This window comes from Arthrobacter sp. cf158 (assembly GCF_900106835.1).
In the GTDB taxonomy this organism is placed as follows: domain Bacteria; phylum Actinomycetota; class Actinomycetes; order Actinomycetales; family Micrococcaceae; genus Arthrobacter.
The window spans coordinates 36207-52207 of sequence record NZ_FNNR01000003.1 but is presented as its reverse complement, the minus strand read 5'-3'; the positions used below and the strand labels follow the sequence as shown (position 1 = coordinate 52207).

The window sequence follows — 16001 nt, the reverse complement described above, 5'->3', positions numbered from 1 at the left end:
ATGGCGTGAGCCGTTAGTAAGCGGAACTAGCCGCTGGTGATCATGATGATGCCGACGATGAGCGCAACAAGGCCCAACGCCAGGATGCCGTACTGCATCAGCCTGTTTCGCTGTGCCCTGGCCAAACCGGCCGTGTTGACGTCCAAGGGGTCGAGACCATAGGCGGCACTGGCCGAAATCGGCGGACGCTGCGTCTCTTCGCTGGTTTCCACCGGAGCTGCCGGCTTCTTCCGTGCCGACCTTGCAACTGCCTCAGCCCGGGCCAGGACTCCCGACCGGCCTCGGGCACCGGACTTCTTGCCCTGCGACTGGTTGGCATCGAGCTTGGGACCGGCCGAGGTAACCAGCGGCACAAACGTGGTGCTTGGCCGCTTCATGACGGGCCGCTCCACGCCGGGAACCTTCACGAACTCCAAAGGAGTCACCATGGCCAGATTGTTGGCCGTGGAAGGTCCTGCTGTGGCAGCCGGCGACGCGCCATTCCCTGGAGACTTATCCGCAGCCCCCTTGTTTCGCTCCGCCTGGTTCTGCTCAGCAAGCTTCTGCTTGGCGGCGGCGCGCTTATTCATGACAGCTGCGCGCTCTGCAAGGGCAATCTGTTCTGCAAGAACCGCCGGATCAACGGCCAGCGGATCCTGCTCAGCAATGTGCTCCAGTTTTGCGGTCTGGTTCTGAACCTGGGCAGCGATCAGCTCACGGACAGCAAGCGCCTGCTCCACAGACATCCCGGATTCGGACGGACTTTTCTTGTCGTCTGCGCCTTCGGACGAAGATTCCGAAGGGCCCGGGGCCTGTTCTTTGGCAGGTTCGCGGGCCGCCTCCGCCTTGGCCGCGTCAGCCTTGGCGGCCTCCGACTCGGAACCTGCCACCGGAACGATGGGGTTCATTGACGTGGCGACCTCAGCCTGGAGTTGCTGGAGCCGAAGTTGGCGACGGGTGGGTGGGCCACCGCCGGACAGCTGCTCTTCCTTATCTGCCAATTCCTTGATGGTGCGCAATGCGGCACGATCACGGGCGCGGATCTGGGAAGACCGCTCTTGGGCAGCGGACCCTACAGCATCCACCGGCGCATCAGCGGCACGGCGATTGCGGCTGCTTGGGGGGTTGGAACCCGCACCGGACTCCGCCTCCGGGGCCGCGGTTGCGTCTGGCTGCTGCTCGTCCCTGGCGAGCCGAAGCTCACGCCTGCTGCGGATGGGTCGCTGTTCCTGGCTGCTCATTCAAAACTCATTCAGTACGTGCTTGGTCGTCTGATCCGGACAATGCGGGCGACAGCTCCCCTGACACAGGCTGCGCCGCATACAGTCCATACTTGGCGATGTACTGCACCACTCCGTCCGGAACGAGATACCAGACAGGATTGCCCGCTCCCACACGGGTCCGGCAGTCCGTGGACGAAATCGCCATGGCAGGAACCTCCAGCAAACTGACGTCGTCCCTGCCCATACTGTGCAGTTCATGCCCCGGACGTGTCACGCCAACGAAGTGGGCCAAGGACCACAGTTCGTCCACGTCCTTCCACGAAAGGATCTGGGCCAGAGCATCTGCTCCAGTGATGAAGAACAAGTCCGCGTCCGGACGCTGCGCCCGGAGATCGCGGAGTGTATCAATCGTGAACGTGGGACCCGGGCGGTCCACGTCTACCCTGCTCACCGTAAACCTGGGATTCGACGCAGTGGCAATCACAGTCATCAGGTAGCGATGCTCAGGTTCGCTGACCAATTTGTGCGACTTCTGCCAGGGCTGGCCAGTAGGCACGAAAACCACTTCATCGAGGCCGAACTTGGCTGCGACTTCGCTTGCAGCCACAAGGTGGCCGTGATGGATAGGATCAAAAGTTCCACCCATCACGCCCAACCGGAGCCTGCGCTCCGACTCCCCACGCGGTGTTGCGGCGATAATGTTAGTGGCCCTGGTTGTGGGTGTGCTTGTTGGGGTGCTGGCGGTGCGGGTCGGAGTGCTCCTCAACGGCCTCGTGGCGGTTGCCGAGGTTGGTGTAGGAGAGCGTGACAAACATGAGGACCAAGAGGAAAGCGAACATCACCACACCGAAGACCCACGGCTCTGCCCAGAGTGGCGCGAGTTCCTCGTGGCCGCCCTCAGTTTGGGCGGCAATGGACGTGGCGATCTGCTGAAACAGCATCTTCTCCCCTAGTTGATTCTCAAAGGATTGCACGGCGGGACTCCCCGCCGCTCCGGACTTCTGTTCTATGTTACCGCGTTGCTAGCTGCGGACTTGGCCTTCGCCCTGGACGATCCACTTGGTAGTGGTCAGTTCCGTGAGTCCCATGGGACCCCGCGCGTGCAGCTTCTGCGTGGAAATGCCCACTTCAGCTCCGAGGCCCAGTTCGCCACCATCAGTGAAGCGTGTGGAAGCATTGACGATCACAGCAGCAGAATCGATCTCTGCAATGAACTTCTCGGCGTTGGCCAGGTTGTTGGTGAGGATCGCTTCGGTGTGACCGGTGGTCCACTTCCGGATGTGGTTTACCGCATCATCCAGGCTATCCACCATGGCCACTGCGAGATCAAGGTCCATGTACTCGGTAGCCCAGTCCTCGTCGTCGGCAGGAACAGTTTCCACGCCACTGCCTACGGCGGCCGAGATCCTCTCATCCACATGCAGGGTCACGCCCGCAGAACGCAATGCGGCGGCGACGGCAGAAAGCACCGTTGAGCCGGAATGCACCAGGAGCGTCTCCACGGTGTTGCAGACACTGGGGCGCTGCGTCTTGGCGTTGAGCAGGATCTCCACGGCCATCTCCTCATCGGCAGACTCGTCGATGAAGATGTGGACGTTTCCTTCTCCGGTTTCAATGACGGGCACCGAGGAGTTGGTCACGACAGTCTGGATCAGCTCACGTCCACCCCGGGGAATGAGGACGTCCACCCGTCCGCGGGCGCGCATCAGGACATTGGCGCCTTCACGGCCGTACTGGTCCACCGTCTGCACAGCATCGGCAGGCAAGCCCACGGAGTCAAGTGCCTCGCGAAGAATCTGCACCAGTGCTTCGTTGGTGTTCGCCGCAGCTGACCCTCCGCGAAGAATCACGGCATTGCCACTCTTCAGGGCGAGGCCTGCGATATCCACGGTGACGTTGGGACGGGCTTCATAGATGGCGGCCACCACGCCCATAGGCACATTGACCTGACGCAGCCGCAGTCCGTTCGGCAGCGTTTGGCCCCGAACAACGTTGCCCACGGGATCCGGCAAGCCAGCGAGGTTTTCCAAAGCCGCAACCAGGCCATCGATGCGGGCAGGAGTCAAGGTCAGGCGGTCCAGCAATGCTGCTGACGTGCCGTTGGCACGGCCCACGGCCACATCCTTGGCGTTCGCGTCGAGCACATGCTTCCGGTTCTCCACCAAGGCGGCGCCAATGGCACGCAGGGCACGGTCCTTCCAAGCACGGTTGGCTTGGCCCATGCGTCGGGCGGCCTTGCGGGACCGATCGGCGATGGCATGGACAGCCGCCTGGACATCCTCCGGCGACAATGGAACGCCGCCTGCCGCAGGGTTCTCCGGCGTCTGGCCGGAAGCACCGGAAACGTCGGAGATCACAGGGGCGTCGGGGGTCAGCGCTTCAGTCATGCTCCAAGTTTAGATGAGCGCGGAGTCCGCAGGAGCACCAGATCGTCAACATGAACAACTTCGCGATCGTAGCCGCGGCCCATGGCCTGGCCCAGCTCCTGCGTAGTGCGGCCCAGCATCCTGGGAAGTTCCTCCGATGAGTAGTTGACCAGGCCGCGGGCCACCACAGTTCCATCATGGGCAACCATCTCCACGGGATCGCCCGCTTCGAAGTCACCGCTGATGTCCGAAATACCTGCGGGAAGCAACGACCTGTGCCGGTCGCGCACAGCCTTGACTGCGCCGTCGTCGAGCATGAGACGCCCGTGAACCGTCGCAAGGTGCGCCAGCCACAAAAGGCGGACGGGCTTGCGGCTGCCGTTCACGGCGAACCAGGTTCCAACGTCGTCCCCCGCCAACGCCGACGCAGCGTTCGCGGTTGACGTCACCAGTGCGTGGATGCCGGAGCCCGCCGCAATGGAGGCTGCCTCCACTTTGGTCATCATGCCCCCGGTACCAACACCGGCCTTCCCTGCCTTACCGATGGTCACGTCCTCCAGATCCTGCGGACCGCGAACCAGCGGAATGCGCTGGGCACCCTGCGACGGCGGGCCATCGTAGAGGGCATCGACGTCGGATAGCAGCACGAGTGCGTCAGCTCGGACCAGATGCGCCACCAGGGCAGCCAACCGGTCGTTATCGCCGAAGCGGATCTCGTGAGTTGCCACGGTGTCGTTTTCGTTGACAACGGGCACAACGCCAAGATTCAGGAGGCGGTCCAATGCCCTGAACGCATTGGTGTGCTGCGTACGGCGCATCAGGTCATCGGCCGTCAGCAAAACCTGGCTGACAGTGACGCCGTGGGCACTGAAGGCCTGGGTGTAACGGGCCATGAGGAGGCCCTGCCCGACGCTGGCAGCAGCCTGCTGGGTGGCCAGGTCCTTGGGTCGCTTGGCCAAACCCAAGGGAGCCAGTCCGGCCGCAATGGCACCGGAGGACACCAGGATGATCTCCGTGCCGGCATTTCGCTTGTCCGCCAAAGCGTCCACAAGTCCGGCGAGGGACTTTTCGGAAATGCCGCCTTTGATGCTGGTCAGCGAGGAGGACCCGACTTTGACGACAATCCGTTTGGCGTCAGCCAAGGCTTGCCGTTCGAGTCCTTCTGCTGCCCCCGGAATTTCGACAGTCCTAGTCGTCATCACCGGCGTCCAGGTTGCTTTCCTTCACGGCCTGGGCACGGCGGCCGCTGACGGATTCAGTCCAAATGCCCGCCTTGCGTTCAGCCTCAAGCTCGGCGCGTGCGGCAGCCTTGGCTTCGCGGCGTTCAATCTGTTCGTCACGCTTCTGCGATCGTGTGGGACGGTCGCCGATATCGGCAACACGGATATCGGTGCCACGGGGTGTTGCCAGCAGTTCAGCACCCGCCATCATGGTGGGCTCCCAGTCGAACACCACGCCGTCGTCCTCGCCAATGACCACGGTATCGCCGGGCTTGGCGCCAACCTTGAACAGTTCGGTTTCCACACCCAGCTTCGCCAGGCGGTCGGCGAGGTAGCCGATGGCTTCCTCGTTGGTGAAGTCGGTCTGCTTGACCCAGCGCACGGGCTTGTCGCCCAGCACGCGGAACAGCGGTTCCAGATTCTTTTCCTCACGGCGGATCTTGAAACCGGACTCGTTGACAGCCCGCGGACGCAGGACAGGCGGAGCTACCTTGGGCGGTGCAATCGCGACAGCATCACGTGCTGCCTTGACGATCTCCGCCATGGCGAAGCCGAGCTGCCGCAAGCCCTCATGGCTGGTTGCCGATACTTCAAAGACGCGGTAGCCGCGGGCTTCAAGATCCGGACGAACGAACTCGGCCATGTCCTTTCCGTCGGGCAGGTCAACCTTGTTCAGGACCACAAGCTTGGGGCGTTCATTCAGGGGGACCACTTCACCGTCTACACCGGCGTAGCTCATGTCAACGGCGTACTTCTCCAGTTCCGCCTCAATGATGGCGAGGTCGGAAAGAGGATCGCGGTCAGATTCCAGGGTTCCACAGTCAAGGACGTGCACCAGTGCGGCACAACGTTCCACGTGACGCAGGAAGTTATGGCCAAGGCCCTTGCCTTCGCTGGCACCCTCGATCAAACCGGGAACATCGGCGATGGTGAAGCGCACTTCGCCGGCCTGGACCACGCCAAGGTTGGGAATGAGGGTGGTGAACGGGTAATCGGCGATCTTGGGCCGGGCTGCCGACATGGCTGCAATCAGGCTGGACTTACCGGCCGAGGGGAAGCCCACCAAAGCGATGTCCGCAATGGACTTCAGTTCCAGGACAATGTCGCTGGAATCGCCTTCGATACCCAACAGCGCAAAGCCCGGCGCGCGGCGCTTCTGTGAAGACAGGGAAGAATTGCCGAGCCCGCCCTGGCCGCCGGCCGCAGCAATATATTCTGTGCCCTCTCCCACAAGGTCAGCCAGGACGTCGCCGTCCTTGGTCTTGACCACGGTGCCATCGGGCACGGGAAGAATGAGGGTTTCACCATTCTTGCCACCGCGCCAGTCACCCATTCCGGGTCCACCGTTGGTGGCGTGCCGGTGGGGGGCGTGGTGGTAGTCAAGCAGCGTGGTGGTTTGGGCCGACACACGCAGGATCACGTCGCCGCCATTGCCGCCGTTGCCGCCGTCGGGGCCACCGAGCGGCTTGAACTTTTCCCGCTTAACAGAGACACAGCCGTGGCCGCCGGTTCCGCCGGATACGTGCAGGACTACCCGGTCTACAAAGCTCGCCACGTGGATCTCCTCTATTGCTGTTGCCAGCGCTGTTGCATTAACCAGCGCGCCTGGGCGCCCTAGTCGATTGTAATGCGGTTAAAAGAACGGTGGAGCGGGCCGTTTGGCCCGCTCCACCGGTTCAGAACTTGTTGTTACTCTGCAGCTGCAGCAGCAACGATGTTCACTACGCGACGGCCGCGGCGAGTACCAAACTCAACCGAACCTGCCTGGAGAGCGAACAGGGTGTCGTCGCCACCGCGACCGACGCCTGCACCGGGGTGGAAGTGGGTTCCACGCTGGCGAACGATGATTTCGCCTGCGGAGACTACCTGACCACCGAAGCGCTTTACGCCCAGGTACTGTGCGTTGGAGTCACGACCGTTGCGAGTGGAACTCGCGCCTTTTTTGTGTGCCATGTGAAATGCCTGCCTCTAAATTTCTGGGGAAACTGAAAAACCTGAACAGCGGTAACGAAAGTTACGCGATGCTGGTGATCTTGATCTTGGTCAGTTCCTGACGGTGACCCTGACGCTTCCGGTAGCCGGTCTTGTTCTTGAACTTCTGGATGACGATCTTGGGACCACGGAGGTCCTCGAGGATCTCAGCCGTGACCTTGACGTTGGCCAGTTCCGCAGCTGCGGAGGTGACCTTGTCGCCATCAACCAGGAGCAAGGCGGGCAGCTCAAGCTTGCTGCCGGCTCCACCGGGGACGCGGTTAAGCGTTACGTAGTCTCCAACGGAAACTTTTTCTTGGCGGCCGCCTGCGCGGACAATCGCGTACACCACTTGGGTACTCACTTCTCTCGACGTTTATAACTAAATTTGCGTGCGGAACCTTGAACCGGAATCAGGCTTGGTTCGCGCTGTGCCTCAACGCCGTGGACTTCTGATCGAAGTCCGCGAGTCATCCCATGAACAATTCCAAGGGGCATAACCCAAGTGTTGGCGTAAGCACCGAAGATCAAGATTACGCTAGTTTGACCTTCAGCTGCAAATGAGGCCGGGTCCGGAGGCTACCACGTGACTTGCGTCACCAGATGTAACGGACTCTCCCGGCACCGTGCCCATACAGCCTACAGGGTTTGGGCGCGATTAACGCGATTTCCCCCGCGGCGCGCGGAGGCAAGCGGCGAAACGTGCGAAATCGGCCCGGAAACGAGGCCTAAGCGAATAAGCGTGGGGCGTCGAAGAATGCTGTCTCATAACGGCAGGAGTCCCTGAAAGCTTCCACCATTACCGCCCGCTCCCCCGCTGAGGCTGCCAAGGCAGCGGCGTCAGTGAAGTTGATCGCATTCCTGGTTGCCGCTGCAAAATCCTCATCAGCGTAGGTCTTCAGCCAGTCCGCATACGGGTGCCCGGAGGGCGCCCCTGCGTCCACATAGGCTGTGTGGAGCTGCTGGCCTACCTCGGCGTACAACCAGTAGCAGGGCAAAACTGCCGCCAGGAGAACGCCGTAGCTACCGGAGGCCGATGCGGCCATCAGATGATCCACATACGACTTGGTAACCGGCCCCGTCACGGTGGAGGCCTCACGCGTGCTCAGCCAGTTGCGGTGGAGTTCCGATTCCACTTCGAGGCACTGCTGCGACGCCTTGGCCCAGAACAATTGCTCTTCCTCCGTGGGTGCAAGTGCGCCGGCACGCGCCAGGACCCTGGAATACCCATTGAGGTAGATCGCGTCCTGTGCCAGGTAATAGTTGAAGGCCGGCTCCGGCAGGCTGCCTGATTGCAGGCCCTCAATAAAGGAGAGCCTGTAGATGGCATCGAGTTCCGGGGTGGCTTCCTTCCACAGCTCCGAGGCGAAGTTACCGGGCCTGAGCACCTGTTGGTGGTGGAAATGGTTAACGGGACCGCTCCCCTGGCCAACATCTAGGGCATCGGAGGCCTTCAGGGCTTGAAGCAACCAGGGCTTCACTTCCCGCAATGAAGCTTCCCAATCGCCGGTGCGGGCCTGAACGGTGGCCAAAGCGGAGGAAAGTGAACATCCCGTGCCATGACTGTTCTTCGTGTCCACCCGGGGACCGGCTACCTCCACCACATCCTGACGCAGCAAACCACTGGTGTTCACCAACGCATCTGGACATTCCGATCCCGCCAGGTGCCCGCCCTTCACCAGCACCGTGTTTCCGCAGTCGGCGGCAAGCCGTTTTCCCTGGTCCAGCGCCGAAGCCCAATCGTCGGCTTCAGCTTCGCCCAACAACATGGCAAGTTCAGGGAGGTTTGGGGTGATGAGGTCCGCCAAAGGCAGCAGCGAACGCAAGGCCTTCTCCGCGGACCCCTGCAGGAGGCGGTCTCCGCTGGTGGCCACCATGACCGGATCAAGGACCACGACGGCGGGGCGCACCGCTTCCAGCCATCGGCGGACTTCATCAATGACCGCCGCGTCCCCCAGCATGCCAATTTTGACCGCATCAATGGTGATGTCGCTGCTGATGGCTTCGAGCTGCTGCCTCAGGAACTCCACGGGAGGTACATGCACAGCGCTGACGCCTAGCGTATTTTGCGCTGTCAGGGCCGTGATGGCTGCCATTGCATAGCCGCCGTGGGCTGCAATGCTCTTCACATCAGCCTGGATACCCGCCCCTCCGGATGGATCTGAGCCAGCGATACTCAGCACCCTCGGGGTTTGCGTACTTGAGGCCACCAGCGGGTACACAGGAGAGAATGACGATGCAGTCATGAGGACATCCCTTCGCCGGTGCTAACCGGACAGGTTCAACGGGTCTGGATCTCAGCCTGGCCCAACGCCCGGCACCCCGTGTCAGTCCCCTAGCGTAGCCGGGAAGCAGCATTGCCAGGCAACTTCGCAACGGCAAACACTGGATATGACCGCGAAAGAACCTGGCTGCGCGACTGGACGCAGACAGCAAAGGGTCCTGCAGTACCCGCCATTGACGGATACCGCAGGACCCTATGGTGCCGATCCTTCTGGAGCTGCAGTCTCTAGAGTTCGGAAGCCGGTACGCCCACACCGAGGATGATGGGCTCCTCCGACGCCGCCTTCTTGACCGGTTCCGCCGGCGCCTTGGCCTCGTGGGCCGAACCGCCCGCGGCCGCAGCAGCTGCCTCACGGTGCTCCACACTGGTTTCGTTTGCCGCACCCTGTGCCCTGCTGGCGCTGCGGTTGCGGCGGCCACGACGACTCCGTGACGCTGAAGCGGTCCCTGGATCCTCGGCTGCGGCCTTCACCGCCGGGACGGTTTCCTGTACAGCTGCCGCCTCTGGGGCGGCCGTGGGCTCCGTTTTTCCTTCCGGGGCTGCGCCAAGGTGCGAGAATGCTTCGGCCAGCAGATCCAGGCTCATGGCGGGCTTGGCAGCCTGCGGTTCCTCGTGGTGTTCAACGAACGGCAAAGCAACTTCTTCGCCGCCGAAGCGCAGGACCGGGGTGGAACGTGCTTCCTGGGTTGCCGCTTCCCGGGAACCTGATTCCCTCGACTCCGCGGTGGCCGCGGGCTGCTCGGGCTCGTGCTGTCCGGCTGCCCGTGCCAGTTCTTCTGCGCGGTGAATTTCGTCGTCGTGCAGGTGCGCGGCGTGGGCTGCAGCGGCAATAGTGGCCAAAGCGGCCCTGGTAGCCTCGGCCTTCGCCTGACGGGCCGGGTCCTGGGGCTCAGTGTGCGTCGTCGTGGTAGCGGCCGGAGCTGAGGCGGGAGTGTGCACCGGCGCCGGCGCTTCGGCGACGGCCTGTCCCCCGCCCTTGCCGCGGCGGCGCTTACGTTCCGTCCGGGCTGCGGGCTGCTGGGTCTCAGTGTGGGGGCGGTGGTGTTCTGCAGCAACGACGTTGGCACGGCGATGCTCCACGGGCTCGTCATGCGTCACTACGCCGCGGCCGGCGCAGTGCTCGCACTGTTCACCGAAGACTTCCAGGAGTCCAGTGCCCATGCGCTTGCGGGTCATCTGAACCAGGCCAAGGGACGTCACTTCAGCCACTTGGTGCTTGGTACGGTCCCGACCAAGGCACTCGACCATGCGGCGCAGGACGAGGTCGCGGTTGGATTCCAGCACCATGTCGATGAAGTCGATGACAATGATGCCACCGATGTCGCGAAGTCGAAGCTGGCGGACCACTTCCTCGGCCGCTTCAAGGTTGTTCTTGGTGACCGTTTCCTCGAGGTTGCCGCCACTGCCGGTGAACTTGCCGGTGTTGACGTCCACTACCGTCATGGCTTCGGTGCGGTCGATGACCAGCGAACCACCGGACGGCAGGAAGACCTTACGCTCCAGTGCTTTATGGATCTGCTCGTCGATGCGCCATGCAGCGAAGATGTCCTGGTCCTTGGTCCACTTTTCCAGGCGGCCCACCAAATCAGGGGCAACGTAGGTCACGTAAGCCTCGATGGTGTCCCAGGCGTCGTCGCCGGACACGATCAGTTTGGAGAAGTCTTCGTTGAAGACGTCACGGACCACCTTGATGGTGAGGTCAGGTTCGCCGTACAGCAGTTCCGGTGCCAGGACCTTGGTTGAGGATGCCTGACCTTCGATGCCTTCCCACTGGGCCCGCAGACGGTTGATGTCGTGCGTCAACTCTTCCTCGGATGCGCCTTCGGCGGCCGTGCGGACAATGACGCCGGCGTTCTCCGGCAGACGGTCCTTCAGGATGCGCTTGAGGCGGTTGCGTTCGACGTCGGGCAGCTTGCGGGAGATGCCCGTCATGGATCCACCCGGCACGTAGACCAGGTAGCGGCCAGGCAGGGAAATCTGGCTGGTCAGCCGGGCGCCCTTGTGACCCACGGGATCCTTGGTGACCTGGACGAGGACGGAGTCGCCGGACTTCAGCGCATTCTCGATCCGGCGCGGCTGCCCTTCCAGGTTGACGGCGTCCCAGTTCACTTCTCCGGCGTACAGCACGGCGTTGCGGCCGCGCCCGATGTCAACGAAGGCAGCCTCCATGGACGGCAGCACGTTCTGGACCTTGCCCAGGTAGACGTTGCCGATCAGGGAGTCCTGCTGGGTCTTGGAAACAAAGTGCTCCGCAAGCACGCCATCTTCCAGCACGCCGATCTGAATTCTGTCATCGCGCTGCCGGACGATCATCTGGCGGTCAACGGACTCGCGGCGGGCCAGGAACTCGGCCTCGGTGATCACCTGGCGGCGACGTCCGGTTTCCCGGGATTCGCGCCGACGCTGCTTCTTGGCCTCAAGCCTCGTGGATCCCTTAACACTGGCAACCCTGTTTGAGGGCGCTGTCTCCGTGATCGGGCGGGGCGCGCGAACACGGGTCACCGTGTTGGGGGGATCATCGTCCGAGCCGCCGGTCAGTTCAAGATCCTGGTCGCCACGGCGACGACGACGGCGACGCCGTGACGTCACGCCCTCCTCAAGGGCTTCTGCCGCGGGGGCTTCCTCGTCCTCGGACTCGGCGCCGTCCTCAGCGTCGTTCTCTTCGCGCTCGGTTCCACGGCGACCACGGCGACCACGGCTGCGGCGGCGGCGCCGGCTGCCGGCATCCTCCAGCTCACTGTCTGCACCGGTCTCGGTTTCTTCCTCGGCTTCCTCGTCCTTCTCTTCCGCAACAGGAACGCGCGGCACAGTGGTGAGGTCCGGAGCCTGGAAGATCATGGATGTGATGGAGACGGGCTCCAGGAACAGGGACGTCGATGTCGCCGGAGCAGAGTCCTCTGCTGGGGACTCTTCAGAAGTGGGCGCTTCAGCTGTTTCTTGAGCTACCTCAGCGACAGGTGCCTCAGGCTGGGAGGGGGCCTCCGGCGTCGTGGTTTCTTCAACCGCTTCTGCCGCCTCAACCTTGGGCTTGGCGGTCCGGCGACGGCGGACCGGCTTTTCCGGGGCGGGTTCGGCAGTGGCTTTGGGCTGTGAGTCCACTGCTGCGGCTTCCGGAACAGCAGCGGCCTCATCACCCAGGCCGGGCAGTGGCTCTGCGGGCTCAACCTTTTTGCGGGACCGCGTGCGGCGAACTGGAGCTGCGGCCGTCGCCGGGGATTCCTCTGCAGCAGGGTTCTGTTCCGGTGTGGGGTTCTGTTCAGCGGCGGGCGCCGACGACTCGACCTCGGCCGCTGCAGTAGCGGCTGCCTTCGGCGCGGCCTTGCGCCGGGTCCGGGTGGTTTTCTTTGGCGCTTCCGCAGTTTCCGCGGGAGCTGCCTCGTCATTAACGGCTACAACCTGGTCATTATCCATATGTGGCAACACTCCTGCCCCAGCGACCCCGCCACATCCGGCGCCCAGTGGGGCAAATATTGTCAAAACCCGCAGGCGTTGACAGAAGTCGGCAGTATGCCTTCCGGTTCGCACCATCATTGGGGTGCGGCAGCCCTGGAAGGCCGGCGCCCTTATTCTGAAACCCGTTGTTCTGCTGCCACAACCAGGTGCCGTCCATTGTCATGGCGGGCCTACCGAGGATCACGTAATCCAGGCATGCCCAGCTCATACTGGCGGTCTTGGGAACAAAGTCACCGGACCGGATTCCGAATGTGGATCGGCTTCCGGCCATGTTCATTCTCTCACACCCCTGCACATTCCCAAGGTAGGGCGCTGTGTCGCGCAATGCCAGAGCGCAGCCGCGCCAAGGAACATCAGTCCTGCCGCGAAGCTGAGGGTGCCATCCAGCCTGCGGCGTTACAATCCTCCCAAGAGCCGTTTCCGGCCAGGCCGGGCCACTTGTTGAAAAGGACTACATCCGCGATGCCGAGCACCGCCAGGGGAAACCTGGCCAACCAAGCCCCCAGCCATGTGGAGGACCCGTCCACCCAGCCGCTGATCGGCCCCCTCCCCGGAGCTGTCCGGGACAAACCGTTTGCCTGGCTCCTGCTGATCACCGGCGTCATCGGGTGGCTGGCCTCCGGTGCCCTGGTGCTGGAGAAACTTGAAGTACTCAAGGATCCCAACCATGTGACCGTATGCGATGTGAACCCCTGGGTTTCGTGTGGTGCTGTGATGCAGACGCCCCAAAGCTCCGTGTTCGGCTTCCCCAATATGTTTATTGGCATTGTCGCTTTTGCCATCATCATCACCACCGCCATGGGTATCCTCGCGGGTGCAAAATTCTCACGGGGTTACTGGTGGGGCCTACAGGCCGGCGTGACGCTCGGCTTTGCCTTCGTCGTCTGGCTGTGGTCGCAAGCCCTCTACTCAATCCATGTGCTTTGCCCCTTCTGCATGGTGGTTTGGGCAGTCATGATCCCCCTTTTCGTCTGGGTGACCATCCGGAACCTCACCCACGGCGTCATCAAAGCGCCCTCCGGACTGGTCAAGCTGGTGTCCGGTTCCGGCTGGATCATCGTGGCGCTGCTCTACGTGGCCGTCATCGCCACCATCTTCTTCGCCTTCATTCACGTATTCGCCGGGACGTCCGGCTACTAAGACCGCGGGATGACAGAAAAGGCCAATGTTCGTCATGAACATTGGCCTTTTCTGCTATTTCGGTGAGGCGTAACTAGCTGGCGAACCAGATCTTGATCTCGCGCTCGGCCGAATCAACGGAATCCGAACCGTGCACCAGGTTCTGTTGGACTTTCAGGCCCCAGTCGCGGCCGAAGTCGCCACGGATGGTGCCCGGAGCCGCCGTCGTGGGATCTGTGGTTCCAGCCAGCGAGCGGAAGCCTTCGATCACGCGGTGGCCCTCGAAGACGGCTGCGATGACAGGGCCACTCAGCATGAACTCAACCAGCGGCTCGTAGAACGGCTTTCCCACGTGTTCTTCGTAGTGCTGCTCCAGCAGCTCACGGGTTGCGTTGACCTTCTTCAGCTCGGCCAGGGTGTAGCCCTTGGCTTCGATCCGGGCGAGGATGGTTCCGCCCAGGTTGCGGGCGACGCCGTCGGGCTTGACCAGGACAAGGGTCCGTTCAATGCTCACAGATGCTCCAATGTGATGTGTTCAGTGACTTACGTTCGGTGGTTTTCCCAGCCAGTTTACGGGGTTTGAGTGCCGGCCTCGTCACCGTGGGCAGCGTTCCATTCCGCCTGTTCACGGTCCCGCTGCGCCACCTCGCGGTCAATCCTTATGCCAGCCCTGATCCCGTACCACCAGCAGATGGCGAACAGGACGCCAACAATGAACATCGTCGGCTCAACGAAGCCCGTCAGGATCAGCACCAACTGCAAACCCCAGCCAAGAGCGATGCCCCACGGCTTGGACAGCACGGCGCAGGCGAGTACCAGCACCACACTCAGTGCAATACCCACCCCGAGGATGATGCCCGGATCAACCTGGCCGCGCCTCAAACCAAAGACCGCCAGAGTGCCGAAGAAGGCCACGAATGCCTCCAGCAGGAGCACGGTGGATGCGAACATCACTTTGGTGGACCGGCGCTTCTTGGGCATGCCCGGCCGCCATTCGCGCTGGGCCTTGGTCATCTTCGCCATACTAGGCACTCGCCTTTCCGAGCAGGATTCGGGCCTCGGCCACTACGGTGATGGAGCCGGTCACCAGGACGCCCCCAGCGAGGTCGTCGTTGGATTCCGCGCGCTCCACTGCCCATTCCAGGGCGTCATCAAGCTTCTCCGCGATGTGAACGTTGTCCTCGCCAAAGCCGAGGTCGACGGCGAGTTCAGCCAGTTCCGCTGCGGGAACGGCTCGCGCCGAATTGGATTGGGTGAAGCAGAATTCCCCGGCGAGGCCGCCCAGCGACTCCTTGAGGGTTTTCAGGATTTCCTCGGCGTCCTTTTCCCTCAGCACCCCGACAACCACCACGAGCTTGCTGAAGCTGAAGGCCTCCTGGATCGCTTCCGCGGAGACCCGGATCCCTTCAGGATTGTGGGCAGCATCCACGACGACCGTGGGTGCAGTCCGCACTACTTCCAGCCGGCCCGGGGACGTGACCGTGCCGAACGCTTCCTTGAGCACCTCGGCGTCGAGTTCTTTCTCTCCCCCACCGAAGAATGCTTCCAAGGCAGCCACAGCCACCGCGGCATTCTCCGCCTGGTGGGCGCCATGCAAGGGAAGCAGCAGGTCTTCGTAGCGTCCAGCCAGACCCTGGATGGTCAGAACCTGGCCACCCACGGCTACGCTCCGCGACTCCACTCCGAATTCAACGCCCTCGAACCGGAAAGGCACCTCCACTTCGCGGGCCTTCTCCAGGAGAACCTGAGCCGCGTCCACGGGCTGGGCCGCACTCACCAGGAACCCGCCCGGCTTGATGATGCCGGCCTTCTCATAGGCGATGTCCTCAGTGGTATCGCCCAGGAGGTCGGTGTGATCCAGCGAGATGGGCGTGATCACGGAGACCTGGCCGTCGCCGACGTTGGTGGCGTCAGTGATGCCGCCGAGGCCAACCTCCATCACAGCAACGTCAACAGGCTGGTCGGCGAAAACCGCGAAGCCCAGGATGGTCAGGCACTCAAAGTACGTCAGGCGCGGCTGGTTGTCGGCCACAAGCTCGTTATCCACGATCTCCAGGTACGGGCGGATTTCATCCCAGATCCGGACGAAGGTGGCGTCCGGCACCGGCTCACCGTCGATGCTGATGCGCTCAGTCACCTTGGAGAGGTGCGGGCTGGTGTACCGGCCCGTGCTCAGTCCATGGGCGCGCAGCCCGGCCTCGATCATGCGGGCCGTGGAGGTCTTTCCGTTGGTCCCCGTGATGTGGATGATGGGAAAAGCCTTGTTGGGCTCCCCCAGCACGTCCATGGCCCGGAACAGCGGAGCCAAGCGGGGCTCCATCTTGTTTTCCGGTGCGCGGCCCAGGAGTTCGGCGTAGACGCTTTCAACCGAGAATTCGTCAGTCAT

14 protein-coding genes and 1 riboswitch are annotated in these 16001 nt (G+C 62.6%); of the genes, 1 reads left to right on the top strand and 13 read right to left on the bottom strand.

Features of this window, described 5'->3' with window-relative positions:
- Positions 1-26 precede the first annotated feature (26 nt).
- The 10 genes from BLW08_RS06255 to BLW08_RS06210 all read right to left on the bottom strand — a co-directional run bounded on the left by BLW08_RS06255 (position 27) and on the right by BLW08_RS06210 (position 12454).
- The gene (locus BLW08_RS06255; RefSeq protein WP_091323960.1) at positions 27-1220 is read right to left on the bottom strand and encodes a hypothetical protein; all 1194 of its coding nucleotides are present in this window, start codon (positions 1218-1220) and stop codon (positions 27-29) included.
- Between the two features lie 7 nt (positions 1221-1227).
- A complete protein-coding gene (gene nadD, locus BLW08_RS06250) occupies positions 1228-1899 on the bottom strand; it encodes a nicotinate-nucleotide adenylyltransferase (RefSeq protein ID WP_256212853.1) in 672 nt (223 codons plus the stop codon).
- A 4-nt stretch (positions 1900-1903) separates the two neighbouring features.
- Positions 1904-2143: a hypothetical protein gene (locus BLW08_RS06245; protein ID WP_090825163.1), complete on the bottom strand. Its 240-nt coding sequence runs from the start codon at positions 2141-2143 to the stop codon at positions 1904-1906.
- An 81-nt stretch (positions 2144-2224) separates the two neighbouring features.
- Positions 2225-3589 carry a glutamate-5-semialdehyde dehydrogenase gene (locus BLW08_RS06240; protein ID WP_091323958.1) on the bottom strand — a complete coding sequence of 455 codons (1365 nt, stop codon included), beginning with the start codon at positions 3587-3589 and terminating at the stop codon, positions 2225-2227.
- Positions 3586-4767: a glutamate 5-kinase gene (gene proB / locus BLW08_RS06235; protein WP_090825168.1), complete on the bottom strand. Its 1182-nt coding sequence runs from the start codon at positions 4765-4767 to the stop codon at positions 3586-3588. Before proB ends, BLW08_RS06240 begins: the two co-directional genes overlap by 4 nt.
- Complete coding sequence (obgE, locus tag BLW08_RS06230) at positions 4757-6343, bottom strand: GTPase ObgE (protein WP_091323955.1); 1587 nt, start codon at positions 6341-6343, stop codon at positions 4757-4759. The genes proB and obgE overlap by 11 nt, the downstream gene beginning before the upstream one ends.
- A 134-nt stretch (positions 6344-6477) precedes the next feature.
- Complete coding sequence (gene rpmA / locus BLW08_RS06225) at positions 6478-6741, bottom strand: 50S ribosomal protein L27 (RefSeq protein WP_024816903.1); 264 nt, start codon at positions 6739-6741, stop codon at positions 6478-6480.
- Between the two features lie 61 nt (positions 6742-6802).
- Positions 6803-7111 (bottom strand): 50S ribosomal protein L21, encoded by a 309-nt coding sequence (gene rplU / locus BLW08_RS06220; RefSeq protein ID WP_090825171.1) that lies wholly within the window; start codon positions 7109-7111, stop codon positions 6803-6805.
- A gap of 376 nt (positions 7112-7487) precedes the next feature.
- Entirely contained in the window at positions 7488-9005 is a 1518-nt protein-coding gene (gene thiD / locus BLW08_RS06215) for a bifunctional hydroxymethylpyrimidine kinase/phosphomethylpyrimidine kinase (protein ID WP_091323953.1), read from the bottom strand.
- Positions 8996-9094, bottom strand: a riboswitch (TPP riboswitch). Its footprint overlaps the gene before it by 10 nt.
- A gap of 174 nt (positions 9095-9268) precedes the next feature.
- Positions 9269-12454, bottom strand: a complete 3186-nt coding sequence (locus BLW08_RS06210; RefSeq protein ID WP_254779728.1) for an Rne/Rng family ribonuclease — start codon at positions 12452-12454, stop codon at positions 9269-9271.
- 504 nt (positions 12455-12958) lie between these two features.
- Here BLW08_RS06210 and BLW08_RS06205 point away from each other — a divergent pair.
- Positions 12959-13636, top strand: coding sequence for a vitamin K epoxide reductase family protein (locus BLW08_RS06205; protein ID WP_091323949.1), 678 nt, complete (start codon positions 12959-12961; stop codon positions 13634-13636).
- A gap of 73 nt (positions 13637-13709) precedes the next feature.
- Here BLW08_RS06205 and ndk read toward each other — a convergent pair whose 3' ends face one another.
- From ndk to BLW08_RS06190, 3 genes are read right to left on the bottom strand one after another with little or no spacing between them, the layout of a single operon-like run.
- Entirely contained in the window at positions 13710-14129 is a 420-nt protein-coding gene (gene ndk / locus BLW08_RS06200) for a nucleoside-diphosphate kinase (RefSeq protein WP_090825186.1), read from the bottom strand.
- Positions 14130-14185: 56 nt separating this feature from the next.
- Positions 14186-14638: a DUF4233 domain-containing protein gene (locus tag BLW08_RS06195; RefSeq protein WP_091323947.1), complete on the bottom strand. Its 453-nt coding sequence runs from the start codon at positions 14636-14638 to the stop codon at positions 14186-14188.
- A gap of 1 nt (position 14639) precedes the next feature.
- Complete coding sequence (locus tag BLW08_RS06190; protein WP_091323945.1) at positions 14640-16001, bottom strand: bifunctional folylpolyglutamate synthase/dihydrofolate synthase; 1362 nt, start codon at positions 15999-16001, stop codon at positions 14640-14642.